The sequence below is a fragment of the Streptomyces tagetis genome (assembly GCF_018069565.1).
GTDB classification, from domain to species: domain Bacteria; phylum Actinomycetota; class Actinomycetes; order Streptomycetales; family Streptomycetaceae; genus Streptomyces; species Streptomyces tagetis.
Map to the genome: position 1 here is coordinate 567412 of NZ_JAGPNL010000003.1, position 13494 is coordinate 580905.

Below are 13494 nucleotides of genomic sequence, written 5' to 3' on the forward strand. Positions count from 1 at the left end.
GGGGCGTGCGTTCCGTTGAGCTGTTCGACGTGATCTTGAGTCGTGGGGCAAAGTTTTTCTTCTGCACAGGCCGTGGATGGTGAAACCGCAGGTCAGGGCGGTCCGAGCGAGAGCGGTGACAGCTTGTTCACAGGGCTGTCCACCGGATCGTGCACAGGTTTCCGGGGGTTCTCCACAGCATCTGGCCGGTCATCCACATGGCCTGTGGATAACCAGATTGGCTGACGGTGCCCGCGGGCCTACGGTGGTCCGGCGCCCGTCCCGTCCGCCGACTTGTGAACCGTCACAAAACCGACGCGTCAGAACCGGAGTTGGGCGTCCTATTTGTCAGTGCCGTGCCGTAGAAATGAGGCTCGGCGAGATCCGCTCGGCGGACGGGAGGAGGTGGCTCGGTGAGCATTTCCGAGCCCTTGGACGATCCGTGGGCCGACAGCGGCCCCAGCGATCGTCTGCCCGCCTCCCGACGCCGCGGCGACGGCGCCCGCAGCCGCGGCGACCAGCGCGAACGCGGCCGGGACGACGGTTCCTGGGACGACGCGGGGCCGTCGTCGTTCGAGCGGGTGCCCCCGCAGGACCTGGAGGCCGAGCAGTCCGTCCTCGGCGGCATGCTGCTGTCCAAGGACGCCATCGCCGACGTCGTCGAGATCCTCAAGGGCCACGACTTCTACAAACCGGCGCACGAGATGGTCTACCAGGCCATCCTCGACATCTACGCCAAGGGCGAGCCGGCCGACCCCATCACCATCGCCGCCGAACTGACCAAGCGCGGCGAGATCAACAAGGTCGGCGGCGCCTCCTACCTGCACACCCTCGTGCAGACCGTGCCGACCGCCGCGAACGCCGCGTACTACGCGGAGATCGTGCACGAGCGCGCGGTCCTGCGCCGCCTGGTGGAGGCCGGGACACGGATCACCCAGATGGGATACGCGGCCGACGACGACGTCGACGAGATCGTCAACCGCGCCCAGGCCGAGATCTACGCCGTCACCGAGCAGCGGACCAGCGAGGACTACCTGCCGCTCGGCGACATCATGGAGGGCGCGCTCGACGAGATCGAGGCGATCGGCTCGCGCAGCGGCGAGATGACCGGCGTGCCGACGGGCTTCACCGACTTCGACTCGCTGACCAACGGCCTCCACCCCGGTCAGATGATCGTCATCGCCGCCCGTCCCGCCATGGGAAAGTCCACCCTCGCCCTCGACTTCGCACGGGCCGCGTCGATCAAGAACAACCTGCCGAGCGTCATCTTCTCGCTGGAGATGGGGCGCAACGAGATCGCCATGCGCCTGCTCTCGGCCGAGGCGCGGGTCGCCCTGCACCACATGCGGTCCGGCACGATGACGGACGACGACTGGACCCGGCTGGCCCGCCGGATGCCCGACGTCTCCGCCGCGCCACTCTTCATCGACGACTCCCCGAACCTGTCGATGATGGAGATCCGCGCCAAGTGCCGGCGCCTCAAGCAGCGCAACGACATCAAGCTGGTCGTCATCGACTACCTCCAGCTCATGCAGTCCGGCGGGTCCAAGCGGGCCGAGAGCCGTCAGCAGGAGGTCTCGGACATGTCCCGTAACCTCAAGCTCCTCGCCAAGGAGCTGGAGATCCCGGTGATCGCGCTCTCCCAGCTCAACCGTGGCCCCGAACAGCGCACCGACAAGAAGCCGATGGTCTCGGACCTGCGTGAGTCCGGCTCCATCGAGCAGGACGCCGACATGGTCATCCTCCTGCACCGCGAGGACGCCTACGAGAAGGAGTCCCCGCGCGCCGGAGAGGCGGACCTGATCGTCGCCAAGCACCGCAACGGCCCGACGGCCACGATCACCGTCGCCTTCCAGGGCCACTACTCCCGCTTCGTGGACATGGCCCAGACCTGACCGGGCAGCCGCCGCGGGCGGTGGGTGGCCCGGTGGGGGCGGGGCGGGTGGGCCTGGGAGGATGGGGGTTCGGTCGGAGTGCGCCGGGAGGCGATGCTCTCTCGCGGCAGGAGCTCACGCACGGTGTCCCAGGAGCACGAAGAGCCGTTTCCCGACGCTGCCGGGCTCGGCCTGCAAGCGGACTGCGGAAGCTGCTTCGGGCTGTGCTGTGTCGCCCTGCCCTTCGCGGCCTCGGCGGACTTCGCGGTCGACAAGGACGCCGGCCGGCCCTGCCCGAACCTGCGGGCGGACTTCCGCTGCGGCATTCACGCACACCTGCGGCAGCGGGGTTTTCCGGGCTGCACCGTCTTCGACTGCTTCGGCGCGGGACAGCGGGTCTCGCAGATCACCTTCGGCGGAGTGGACTGGCGGCAGGCCCCGCACACCGCACGGCAGATGTTCGACGTGTTCCCCGTCATGCGCCAGCTCCACGAGCTCCTCTGGTACCTGAGCGAGGCACTGACCCTGCCGTCGGCCCGGCCCGTCCATGACGAACTGCGTCGCGCGCTGGAGAAGACCGAACGCCTCGCCGGCGGCAGCGCCCAGGAACTCACCGGACTGGATGTGCCGGCACACCGAGGCGAGGTCAACGCCTTGCTGCTGCGCACCAGCGAACTCGTGCGAGCCAAGGTCACGGGCCGGAAGAAGGACCGCAGGGGAGCCGATCTCATCGGGGCCGGCCTCCAGGGCGCCGATCTGCGGGGAGCCAACCTCCGCGGGGCCTACCTCATCGCCGCCGACCTGAGCGGCGCCGACCTGCGGTCGGCCGACCTGATCGGCGCGGACCTGCGAGACGCCGACCTGAGCGGCGCCGACCTCACGGGCAGCATCTTCCTCACCCAGGCCCAGCTCAACGCGGCCAGGGGCGACACCACCACCACACTGCCGCCGGGCCTGATGCGCCCCACGCACTGGTAGGCCGGGAACCGAGGCTGTCCGGGAGGTCGCTCGCGGGTGATCCGGCCGGCCTTCGGTGAAATGGAGTCGACGTCAGGGGCGGGGGCGGGTGGACTGGGGGGATGACGACAGATGAGCATGACCTGCTTCCCGCCACGCGCCGGGCACTGCTGCACCGGATCGCCGTCGCCCAGGCCGAAGGACGTGCGCCGTCGCTCGTCGCCGCGGTGGTCCGGGACGGGCGCACCGTGTGGCACGGCGCACGGACCTCGCGGGACGGAGACGTCCCTGACGAGAACGTCCAGTACCGGATCGGCTCGATCACCAAGACGTTCACGGCCGTTCTCGTCCTGCGGCTGCGCGACGAGGGACTGCTCGACCTCCAGGACCCGCTGGAGAAGCACCTGCCGGGCACCGGGGCGGGCCGCGCCACGATCGCCGACCTGCTGGCGCACACCGGCGGGCTCGCCGCCGAGTCACCCGCGCCGTGGTGGGAGCGCACACCCGGCACCCTGCGCCCCGAACTGGCCGACGTACTGGGGAAGGAACCCCTGCGGCATCCGGTCGGCCGACGGCACCACTACTCGAACCCCGGGTACTCCCTGCTCGGCGCGGTGGTGGAACGCCTGCGCGGCGCTCCGTGGGAGGACGTGCTGCGCCGGGAGGTGCTGGAGCCGCTGGGCCTGACCCGCACGACCACGCAGCCCGAGGCACCGCACGCCAAGGGCTGGGCGGTGCATCCGTGGGCCGACGCGCTGCTCCCCGAGCCTTCCGAGGACCTCGGGCTGATGGCGGCGGCCGGCCAGCTCTGGTCGACCACCGGCGACCTGGCGCGGTTCGCCGTCTTCCTGGCCGCCGGCGACGACCGGGTGCTGTGCGCCGAGAGCGTGCGGGAGATGCGGGCGCCCGCGGCTCCGGCCGAGGCGGCGGATGTCGGGGACGGCGTGACCTACGGCCTGGGCGTGCAGATCCAGCACCGGGACGGGCGGCTGTTCGTGGGGCACTCGGGCTCGCTGCCCGGCTTCCTGGCCAACCTGACGATCGGCATCGACGACGACGTGGCCGCGGTCGTGCTGGCCAACTGCACTTCGGGGCCGCTGACGGCCGCCGTGGGGGCGGATCTGGTGCGCATCGTCATCGAGGCCGAACCCAGGATTCCCGAGCCGTGGCGTCCGCTGCCGGAGGTCGACCCGGCCCTGCTGGAGCTGGCCGGCCCCTGGTACTGGGGGACGTCCGCCTTCGCCCTGCGGCTGTTGCCCGACGCCGGGGTCGCACTGGAGCCGCTGCGGGGCCAGGGGCGCCGCTCCCGCTTCCTCGCCGCCGGCGACGGAACCTGGACCGGGATCGAGGGCTACTACGCGGGGGAGACCCTCCAGGCCGTGCGTCGCGCGGACGGGACGGTGAGCCACCTGGACCTCGGCTCGTTCGTCTTCACCCGTCGGCCCTACGACGAGGGAGCGCCGGTACCGGGCGGGGTGGACCCGCGGGGCTGGCAGGGGGCGGGCTCGGCGTAGCCGATGTGACGGGATGCCCTGTTTCACGTGAAACGTGAGCCAGGGCATCCGTGGTGACGGCCTGTTCAGAGAGGGAGCTTGAAGCCCGTGTGCGAGGCGGAGAAGCCGAGCCGTTCGTAGAAGCGATGGGCGTCCTCGCGCGTCTTGTCGGAGGTGAGCTGCACCAGATGGCAGCCCTGCCGCCGGGACTCGGCGATCGCCCACTCGATGAGCCGGGTCCCCAGTCCGCTGCCGCGTTCGTCCGCGTGCACACGGACGCTCTCGATGATCGACCGTGTCGCGCCGCGACGGGACAGCCCCGGAACGATCGTCAGTTGGAGCGTGCCGACGACACGGCCGTCGCGGACGGCCACGACCAGGTGCTGGTGGGGGTCGGCCGCGAGCCGTGCGAATGCCGCCCGGTAGGGCGTCAGATCGTCGGGTGACTCACGCTGGGCGCCCAAGGGGTCGTCGGCGAGCAGGGCGACCACGGCGGGGAGGTCGTCCTCGGTGGTCCTGCGTATCTCAAGATCTCCCATGGGGGCAGCCTATGCAGCGGCACCGGCCGACGGTCCCCGCGGCGGCTACGCGGCCACCGGCGTCTTGAGCGTCTCGACCACCGTGACCAGCGGAGCCAGGTCGGGATGGGTGGCCGCCTCGTCGAGGGCCTCCGTGTGCCGGCCGGAGCGTACGGCGTCGGCGTCCTGCTTCATCCGGAGGTGCCCTCCTCCGCCCTCGTGCTGTCGGCTGACCAGGTGCGTGATCACGGGTTTGCTGCCCGAGGCCGCACACGACTGCGGCGTCTCGATCCCCACCGCCGGCCACCTGGCTCGGCGGGGCCGTCATCGCCGCCGGCCTCGGCTGCACCGCGCCCAACCGGGTCGGCGCGGTGCCGGCCACCACCGCCCTGGGCCTCGCCGTGCTCTCGGCCCGCTCTGGAACGGCGCGACGGCGCCCCCGCCACGGCCGCCGCGGGCTCCGTACCCCCGAGGCGCGCGTCACCGCCACCACTGATCCCCCGCCGGACCGGCCGGCGGGCGGCCCTGTGTCCCCTGCCGACCGCGCTCGACAGGCCCTCGGGTCGCCGCATGAGGGGGTGCGGTCAGCCCGCCGCCACCGTGAGCGGAGCGAACCGCCGGGCGCCGTCCCCGGGCAGTTCGGCGGTCCCGTGGGTCATGACCGCGTTGAGGGCGACCACGTCAAGGCCGCGCTCCTTCACCCAGGCCAGCAGTTCCTCGTGCCGGACGTCGATGTCGGTGCGCAGCGGCCGGCTGGTGCCCGCGGCGAGAGAGGCGACGAGGGCCTTGGCCGTCTCGGTGTCACGGGCGATCAAGGGGCCCACCACGTGGGTGTCCATGTTGGGCCAGGCGGCGGCGTATCCGATGAGGCGGCCGTCCTCCTCGGCGACGCGCAACTGGTCGACGAAGGCGGGCAGCCGCGTGAGCACATGGGTGCGGTCGGCGCCGAACACCTCCTCGTCGAGGCGGACGATCGACGTGAGGTCCTCGGCGGTGGCGGGGCGGGTGGCGACGCGGGGTCCGGCAGTCTCCGGGACGAACCGGCCGCGCAGCATCTCCGACCGGCCGATGTCCTTGAAGCCCAGTTCCTCGTAGAGCGGCCGGCCGTACGGGGTCGCGTACAGGGTCAGGGGGGTGGTGCCCCGCGCCGAGACGATGTGGCGCATCATCCGGCGCCCGACGCCCCGGCGCGCGTGCCGCTCGGCGACCAGCATCATGCCGATGGCCGCGAGCGAGGGCCGCTCGGGCGGGCCGTACTCGGTGACGGTGCAGACCCCGACGAGACCGCCGTCGGGGTCGTCGATGCCGTACCCCTTCCCGGCGGTGAGGAGAAGCCCCCACTTGTGCTCTTCGCGTGGCCACCCCCGGTCCTCGGACAGGTCGGCGCACGCGTCGAGGTCACGGAGCGTCAGACGGCGGATCGGCAGAGAGGAGAGGGAAGGAGTCGGCACGCTGGTCAGGCTGGCCGACGGAGGGCGCCCGCGTCCACCTCTTTGCCCGGCGGGTGCGAGCTTTTCGCCATGCCGTGGCCGCGCGCACAGCGCCCCGACACCTCGCGGACGCCGTGTCGGCAGAAGGGCCGGAGGCGGGTGTCAGCCGAGGTCGGGGGCGTGCAGGGCCCGTACGCCCTCGATGTTTCCGTCCAGATAGTGACGCAGGGAGAGCGGTACGAGGTGGACGGAGGCGATGCCGACCCGGGTGAACGGCACCCGGACGATCTCGTACTCGCCGGTCGGCTCGTCGACCTCGGGGCCGTGTCGCAGGGCCGGGTCCATGGATTCCAGACGGCAGACGAAGAAGTGCTGCACCTTCACGCCGGTCGCGCCCTCGTCCTCCCCGATGTGCTCCACGGTGTCCACGAAGCAGGGGACCACATCGGTGATCTTGGCGCCGAGTTCCTCGTACACCTCGCGGTGCAGGGCGTCCACGACGCTCATGTCGGCCGGCTCGACTCCGCCACCGGGCGTGATCCAGTACGGGTCGACGCCGGGCTTGGTGCGCTTGATCAGGACGAGAGCGTCGCCGTCTAGGAGGACGGCGCGTGCGGTGCGCTTGACCACGGGTCGGACGGTCATGGGAGGAATGTGGCCCCGCTGGTTCCACGTGAAACATCGCAGGGCGTATCGACCGTGCGCGCCGCGCGACCACCGGAGGCGGGCGCGGGGGAATCGGGCCGTGGGCACCGGCCTGACCCCCAGGGGAGGGGCCTTCGCATACCGGGACGCACGGCGGTCCGAGCCGTGACGGTGAGGCTCGGACCGCCGTTTACGCCTCCGTGGGCGACGAGGTCAGCCCGCCGACTCGTCAAGGGCGCGCAACAGGTCGGCCACCAGGTCCTCGGGGTCCTCCCCGCCGACCGAGAGCCGGACGAAGCCCTCCGGCACCGCGTCGCCGCCCCAGCGACCGCGCCGCTCGGCGGTCGACCGCACCCCGCCGAAGCTCGTCGCCCCCTCCACGAGCCGCAGGGCGTCGAGGAAACGGTCGGCGTGCGCGCGGGTGGCCAGGGTGAAGGAGACCACGCAGCCGTAGCGCCGCATCTGCCGGGCGGCGGTCCGGTGCGAGGGGTCGTCGGGGAGCCCCGGGTACCGCAGCCCCGCCACCTCGGGCCGGGTGCGCAGTGCCTCGGCGACCTTCAGGGCGGTGGCGTTCTGCCGGTCGACGCGCATCTGGAGGGTGGCGAGGGAACGGTGCGCGAGCCATGCCTCCATGGGGCCGGGGATCGCGCCGACGATCTTGCGCCAGCGCCGGACGGCGGCCATGGGGGCGCCCTCACGTCCGGCGACGTACCCGAGGAGGACGTCCCCGTGCCCGGTGAGCTGCTTGGTGCCGCTGGCCACGGCGAAGTCGGCCCCGAGCTCCAGCGGGCGCTGCCCGAGCGGAGTGGCGAGGGTGTTGTCGACGGCCACCAGGGCACCGCCCGCGTGGGCCGCCTCGACGAGGCGGCGTACGTCGCACACGTCCAGCCCCGGATTCGAGGGCGTCTCGATCCACAGCAGCTTCGCTCCGTCCAGGACGCCGAGCTGGGCGTCCCCGCCGGTCGGCGCGGTGCGCACTTCGATGCCGAACGCCTCCAACTGGGCGCGGACCAGGGGCAGCGCCTGGTAGCCGTCGGAGGGGAGCACGACCGCGTCCCCGGCCCTGAGCTGGGAGAACAGCACCGAGGAGATCGCGGCCATGCCCGAGGCGAACACCAGGGCCTCGACGTCGTCGCGCCCTGGTGCCTCCAGTTCGACGAGGGCCCGCTCCAGATGGGTCCAGGTGGGGTTCTCGTCGCGGCCGTAGGTGTACGGGCCGGTGGGATCGCCCGGGAGGTGGAAGTGGGCGGCGAAGACGGGACCGGGCAGGGTCGGTTCGTGCTTGACGGGCTCGGGCAGTCCGGCGCGCACCGCGCGGGTGCCGTCGCCGGGCCCGGGGAGGCCGCCCGGGGAACTCCGCCAGCCGGTAGGGGAATCGCTCATGCCACCCGTCCTTCCACATCCGCGCGGACCGCGTCGAGCAGTCCGCTGGTCGCCGCCTCCACCATGGCGAGGCACTGCTCGAAGTCGCCGGTGTCCCCGTAGTAGGGGTCCGGCACGTCCGGGTCGTCCCCGTCGGCGGCGGGGTCGTAGGACCGCAGCAGCCGTACCTTGGCCGCGTCCCGCTCCGTGGGCGCGAGCCGGCGCAGGACCCCGAGGTGGCCCGCGTCGAGCGCGACGACGAGGTCGAGGCGGTCGAACCAGGACGGCTGGAACAGCCTGGCCGTGTGGGCGCCGTCGTAGCCGTGCTCCTCCAGCACGGCGACGGTGCGGGGGTCGGCCCCCTCGCCCTCGTGCCAGCCGTCCGTGCCGGCGCTGTCGGCGTGGACCCGGTCGTCGAGTCCGGCCGCCCGCAGACGTTCACGGAAGACGGCCTCGGCCATCGGGGAGCGGCAGATGTTGCCGGTGCACACGAAGCAGACGCGGTAGGTCACGGGGTCAGTCCTTGTCCGGCAGGAACGCGTTCAGGGCCCAGGAGACGACCGAGATGATCAGGCCGCCCAGGACGGCCGTCCAGAAGCCCTCCACGTGGAAACTCAGGTCGAGCTTGCCGGCCAGCCACGAGGTCAGCAGCAGCATCAGCGCGTTGACCACGAGCGTGAACAGGCCGAGGGTCAGGATGAACAGCGGGAAGGTCAGCACCTGCACAATGGGCTTGACCAAGAGGTTCACCAGGCCGAAGACCAGGGCGACCAGGATCAGCGTGCCGGCCTTCTTGCCGGTGCTGCCCCCGGTCAGAGTGATCTTGTCCAGCAGCCACACGGCGACGGCCAGGGCGCCCGCGTTGGCGATCGTCTTGACTACGAAATTCTTCATGTGTCTGATCGTGGCAGACGCGGGCGGACACGAACGGTGAGAACAGGGGCGGGCGGAGACGATGAAGGCTTTCCGGCTGGACGAACTGGAGGCGGAGCGCGCCGCCAACGATGGCGCCTACCTGCAGTTCCTCCGGGAGCGGAACATGTCGGTGGGCCTCTACGCCCTGGACGCGGGAGCGGCCGATCCACAGCAGCCGCACGGTCAGGACGAGGTGTACTTCGTGGTCAGCGGACGTGCGGCGATCACCGTCGGCATGGAGACCACCGAGGTCGCCCGCGGCAGCGTGGTGTACGTGTCGGCCGGGGTGGCCCACAAGTTCCACCACATCAGCGAGGATCTTCGGGTGCTGGTGGTGTTCTCGCCCCCCGAGGGCTGAGCCGCCGCTCCCCGGGTTCCCTAGGGGATCGCTCAGGGGGAGACAAGGGATGCGGGAGCCCCGCCGGGGCCCGCGCGGCTCTAGCATCGAGTGCAGGACATCCAAGACTTCCGGGAAGGGTGCCGGTCCATCGGAGGATCGGCACCGGCCGGGCGGAGAGATAGGACGAGGGCGATGCGAGAGATCTTCACGGGACTCCCGTGGTGGGTGAAGTGGATCGCGGTGCCGGTCATCGCCCTGGTCGTGTTCGGCAGCCTGATAGCGACGGTGCTCAGCATCGTGATCGGACTGCTCTTCAAGGTGCTGGTCTTCGTGGCACTCGTCGGCGGACTGATCTACATCGTGCGCCGGTTCACGTCGGGTTCCTCGTCGCGCTGGTGAGGGGCCCGGGACCTCGGCAGGGGTGACGAGGGGACCTCCGGTTCCCTCGCCCGGGGGAAGTTTCCGGTACGGATGGCCGACAAGCGGTGACCGAGGGTTAGAGTCCGAGACTCCCGCGGGGTCCACCCCGCGAGCGGCGTACCCCCCACCCCGTGTTCCCCGCACGGGCCCCTCCGCTTCCCCGGGAGTGATCCTTGGCCACGGCTGACACCGCCCGAGCGGCGCTGCACGCACTCCCCGTGCAGACGCACGCGACACCGCGCACCCCGTCCCCCTCCCCCGCGGCCGAGCCGCCGCCCGCCACCCTCATCGGCTCCGTCCAGCGGGCGATGCGCCTGCTGGAACGCGTCGCCGCGCACGGATACGGCGCACCCGCCAAGCAACTCGCCCGGGAGACGGGACTCGCGCTGCCCACCGCCTACCACCTGCTGCGCACCCTCGTCCACGAGGGCTATCTGCGCCGGGAGAAGGGCCTGTTCTTCCTCGGTGAGGCGGCCGAGCGGCTGAGCCGCAGCGGCGCCGAGCAGAAACGTCGCAGCACGGTCGTCGACGCCCTGGCGAGCTGGCGGGACGCGATCGACGCCCCCGTGTACTACGCCACGTACCGCGCCGGCGAGGTCGAGGTCGTCGGCGTATCGGATACGCCGGACCATCCGGCGGTCGAGGAGTGGGCCGACTTCCGCGAGACCGCGCACGCGCACGCCGTCGGGCTCTGCCTGCTGTCGCAACTGGACGAGGCGGGCCGACGCGACCACATCCGACGCTACCCGGTGCAACCCGTCACCCCCTATACGGTGCGTGACAGGCACAGCCTGTTGACGCGGCTGGAGCGGCTGCCGAGGATGGCTCCGGTGACGGAACACCAGGAGTACGCCCTGGGGTACGTTTGCGCCGCGATCCCGCTCACCGTGGGCTCCACCGCGGCTGCGGTGGCCCTCTCCCTCCCCGCTCACCAGGCCGGGCGACTGCTTCCGACGGTGCGTCGGCTGCAGCACGAGATGGGCCGGCTGCTGGGTCCGCTCGCGCCCTCTATCACTATCTGAAAACTCACTCCTTGTGATCTGGTGTGTACGTTAAGCAAGATGCCACCAGTGTAAGAAGTTTGGTTCCAGGTGTGATTTTCCCGGACAGTCGACGGCGAATGACGGGGTAGGCGAATGGGCGAGTCTGTGCAGGCAGAGGTCATGATGAGCTTTCTCGTGTCCGAGGAGCTGTCGTTCCGCATTCCGGTGGAGCTGAGGTACGAGACCTCCGATCCCTATGCCGTGCGGCTGACGTTCCATCTCCCCGGTGACGCCCCGGTGACCTGGACCTTCGGCCGGGAGCTGCTGGTGGACGGTGTCGCCATGCCGTGCGGCGACGGCGATGTGCGCATCGCGCCGGTCGATCCGGAGCCGCTGGCGGAGGTGCTGATCCGGCTTCAGGTCGGCAGCGACCAGGCGTTGTTCCGCTCCTCCGCGGCGCCCCTGGTGGCCTTCCTCGACCGGACGGACAAGCTGGTGCCGCTGGGGCAGGAGGGCGCGCTCGCCGACTTCGACGCGCACCTCGACGAGGCCCTGGACCGCATCCTGGCCGAGGAGCAGAGCGCCGGGTGAACGGCAACGGCGCCCGGGTGGCGGTGACCTAGGCCGCGGCGGGCCGCCGAACTGTGCAGGAACGCTTCTTCCGGTTCCTGTGGCTTTCCGGTCCCTGTTGCTTTTCCGGTTCCTGTGGCGGCGGCGGCCTCCCGGCCGTCGGCCCTCGCCATCGGCCCCGAAGACCGTCGGCCTCGAAGACCGGTGGCCCGTGGCTGGGAAGCCACGGGCCACCGCCGTACCGCCGGGACACCCCCCAGGGGACCCGGCGGATCAGCGCTTCCGGCGACGCCCCCGCCCGCTGCCGCGCCCCTGCGCTCCGGCCCCGGAGGACCCGGTACCGCCGGCGACGGCCGGTGCCGCCTCGCCCGCCTGCCGCCGGTCGGCGGAGACGACCAGGGCGGCGAGCGCCGTGGTGACCGGGACCGAGGCCACCAGGCCGATCGAGCCGACCAGGGTGCGCACGATCTCCTCCGCGACCAGCTCGCTGTTGGCGACCGCCCCCACGCTGCTCTGCGCGATGGAGAACAGCAGCAGCAGAGGGAGCGCGGCGCCCGCGTAGGCGAGGACGAGCGTGTTGACGACGGACGCGATGTGGTCGCGGCCGATGCGGATGCCCGCCCGGTAGAGCCCGCGCCAGCCCATCGTCGGGTTGGCCTCGTGCAGTTCCCAGACGGCCGACGTCTGGGTGACCGTCACGTCGTCGAGGACACCGAGCGAGCCGATGATCACCCCCGCGAGCAGCAGACCGCTCATGTCGATGTGCGGGTACAGGCCGTGGATCAGGCCGGTGTTGTCGTCCGTGTTGCCGGTGAGCGCCGCCCAGCCGATGAACAGTGAGCCCAGGAGCCCGATCAGCAACAGCGAGATCAGGGTGCCCAGTACGGCCACGGAGGTGCGGGCGGACAGTCCGTGGCACAGATAGAGGGCGATCAGCATGATGGCGCTGGACCCGATGACCGCCACCAGCAAGGGGTTGGAGCCCTGGAGGATCGCGGGGAGGATGAAGAAGTTCAGCAGCAGGAAGCTGATGGCGAGGGCGACCAGCGCCATCAGGCCGCGCAGCCGCCCGACGACCACCACGGCCAGCGCGAAGATGCCGGCCAGCAGGGCCAGCGGCAGCCGGCGGTTGACGTCGGTCACCGAGTACTGCAGGTCCTTCGGGGCGGAGGGCTCGTAGGCGACCACCACCTGCTCGTCCTGGTGGAGCTGGCGTGACTGGTCCGGCTGCACGATCTCGGTGAACGTACGGCCCTTGTCCTTGCCGGTGTCGACGCGGACCGTCGCCCGCTTGCAGGTGCCGTTGGCCTGCTGGAGTGCCGAGGAGCCCTCCGCGGTGGAGGTGTCCCCGGTCGGGACGGCTCCCGAGGCGTTGACGGACGAGCAGCTCACCTCGACCACCTTGGTGACGGTGGCCTCCTGGGTCTGCCGGTCGAAGCCGACCCCGGTGCGCTGGTGCGGCGGTGCTCCGCCCGGCCAGAGCACCGTGAGGCCGACCAGCACCGCCGCGGCGAAGGGGATCAGGATCGCGGCGATGACCTTCCGCAGATGGCGGGAGACCGGCGTCGCGGGACCGTGGCTGTGCCCGTGGGAATGCCCGTGCCCGCCACCGGAGCCGTGACCGCCGCCGCCGTGCCCACCCGGCCCGCCACCGCCCGTCGGCCCGCCGTGGGAGTGCTCCCGTCGGGAGCCGGGGTTCGTGTCGAAGGCCCAGTCCTGCCTGCGGTCCGTCCCGCGGCGGCCGTCGTCTTCGGCACCCGGCCCACGGCGGGGGTCGTGCGGCGGAGGCGGAGGATGATGCGTCGTGGTCACCGCCCGATCATCGCAAGAACGGAAGGGGCCCTCTGGTCACCGCGCCCGAATTGACGCTAGCGTGGAGGCACCTTTGTACACGCGGGAGCTCGGAGCACCGGGCTGAGAGGGCGCTGACCTCCGTCCCAGCGACGTTTCACATGAAACATCACCGAAGCCGAGTGATGTTTCACACGAAACGTCGGCAGACGGAAGC

The 13494-nt window shown here is 71.4% G+C and carries 15 protein-coding genes; 7 read left to right on the top strand and 8 right to left on the bottom strand.

The features are described 5' to 3' along the window. Window positions 1-392: 392 nt before the first annotated feature. The 3 genes from dnaB (at window position 393) to J5Y05_RS14805 (ending at window position 4324) form a co-directional block, all read left to right on the top strand. Complete coding sequence (gene dnaB, locus J5Y05_RS14795) at window positions 393-1874, top strand: replicative DNA helicase (protein WP_210872410.1); 1482 nt, start codon at window positions 393-395, stop codon at window positions 1872-1874. Between the two features lie 93 nt (window positions 1875-1967). Next, entirely contained in the window at window positions 1968-2831 is an 864-nt protein-coding gene (locus J5Y05_RS14800) for a pentapeptide repeat-containing protein (RefSeq protein WP_210872412.1), read from the top strand. Between the two features lie 101 nt (window positions 2832-2932). After that, the gene (locus J5Y05_RS14805) at window positions 2933-4324 is read left to right on the top strand and encodes a serine hydrolase domain-containing protein (RefSeq protein ID WP_210872413.1); all 1392 of its coding nucleotides are present in this window, start codon (window positions 2933-2935) and stop codon (window positions 4322-4324) included. Window positions 4325-4389: 65 nt separating this feature from the next. Here J5Y05_RS14805 and J5Y05_RS14810 read toward each other — a convergent pair whose 3' ends face one another. The 7 genes from J5Y05_RS14810 to J5Y05_RS14835 form a co-directional block, all read right to left on the bottom strand. After that, window positions 4390-4842: a GNAT family N-acetyltransferase gene (locus J5Y05_RS14810; RefSeq protein WP_210872415.1), complete on the bottom strand. Its 453-nt coding sequence runs from the start codon at window positions 4840-4842 to the stop codon at window positions 4390-4392. A gap of 45 nt (window positions 4843-4887) precedes the next feature. Continuing rightward, complete coding sequence (locus J5Y05_RS32255) at window positions 4888-5016, bottom strand: hypothetical protein (RefSeq protein WP_281730748.1); 129 nt, start codon at window positions 5014-5016, stop codon at window positions 4888-4890. 389 nt (window positions 5017-5405) lie between these two features. Further along, window positions 5406-6272, bottom strand: a complete 867-nt coding sequence (locus J5Y05_RS14815) for a GNAT family N-acetyltransferase (protein ID WP_210872417.1) — start codon at window positions 6270-6272, stop codon at window positions 5406-5408. Window positions 6273-6413: 141 nt separating this feature from the next. After that, the gene (locus J5Y05_RS14820) at window positions 6414-6896 is read right to left on the bottom strand and encodes an NUDIX domain-containing protein (protein ID WP_210872419.1); all 483 of its coding nucleotides are present in this window, start codon (window positions 6894-6896) and stop codon (window positions 6414-6416) included. Window positions 6897-7109: 213 nt separating this feature from the next. After that, window positions 7110-8279 carry a cystathionine gamma-lyase gene (locus J5Y05_RS14825; RefSeq protein ID WP_210872421.1) on the bottom strand — a complete coding sequence of 390 codons (1170 nt, stop codon included), beginning with the start codon at window positions 8277-8279 and terminating at the stop codon, window positions 7110-7112. Continuing rightward, window positions 8276-8770 carry a low molecular weight protein-tyrosine-phosphatase gene (locus tag J5Y05_RS14830; RefSeq protein ID WP_210872423.1) on the bottom strand — a complete coding sequence of 165 codons (495 nt, stop codon included), beginning with the start codon at window positions 8768-8770 and terminating at the stop codon, window positions 8276-8278. Before J5Y05_RS14830 ends, J5Y05_RS14825 begins: the two co-directional genes overlap by 4 nt. Window positions 8771-8774: 4 nt before the next feature. Continuing rightward, the gene (locus tag J5Y05_RS14835; protein ID WP_210872426.1) at window positions 8775-9152 is read right to left on the bottom strand and encodes a phage holin family protein; all 378 of its coding nucleotides are present in this window, start codon (window positions 9150-9152) and stop codon (window positions 8775-8777) included. 61 nt (window positions 9153-9213) lie between these two features. Here J5Y05_RS14835 and J5Y05_RS14840 point away from each other — a divergent pair, with 61 nt between their 5' ends. From J5Y05_RS14840 to J5Y05_RS14855, 4 genes are all read left to right on the top strand, one after another. Beyond that, window positions 9214-9531, top strand: a complete 318-nt coding sequence (locus J5Y05_RS14840) for a cupin domain-containing protein (protein WP_210872428.1) — start codon at window positions 9214-9216, stop codon at window positions 9529-9531. A 174-nt stretch (window positions 9532-9705) separates the two neighbouring features. Continuing rightward, the gene (locus J5Y05_RS14845) at window positions 9706-9912 is read left to right on the top strand and encodes a DUF5326 family protein (protein ID WP_210872430.1); all 207 of its coding nucleotides are present in this window, start codon (window positions 9706-9708) and stop codon (window positions 9910-9912) included. 194 nt (window positions 9913-10106) lie between these two features. After that, window positions 10107-10955, top strand: a complete 849-nt coding sequence (locus J5Y05_RS14850) for an IclR family transcriptional regulator (protein WP_247614638.1) — start codon at window positions 10107-10109, stop codon at window positions 10953-10955. Window positions 10956-11069: 114 nt separating this feature from the next. Beyond that, complete coding sequence (locus tag J5Y05_RS14855; RefSeq protein ID WP_030420089.1) at window positions 11070-11507, top strand: SsgA family sporulation/cell division regulator; 438 nt, start codon at window positions 11070-11072, stop codon at window positions 11505-11507. A gap of 252 nt (window positions 11508-11759) precedes the next feature. Here J5Y05_RS14855 and J5Y05_RS14860 read toward each other — a convergent pair whose 3' ends face one another. Then, on the bottom strand, window positions 11760-13298 hold the full coding sequence (locus J5Y05_RS14860; protein ID WP_210872432.1) for a YibE/F family protein: 1539 nt from the start codon (window positions 13296-13298) through the stop codon (window positions 11760-11762). Between the last annotated feature and the right edge of the window lie 196 nt (window positions 13299-13494).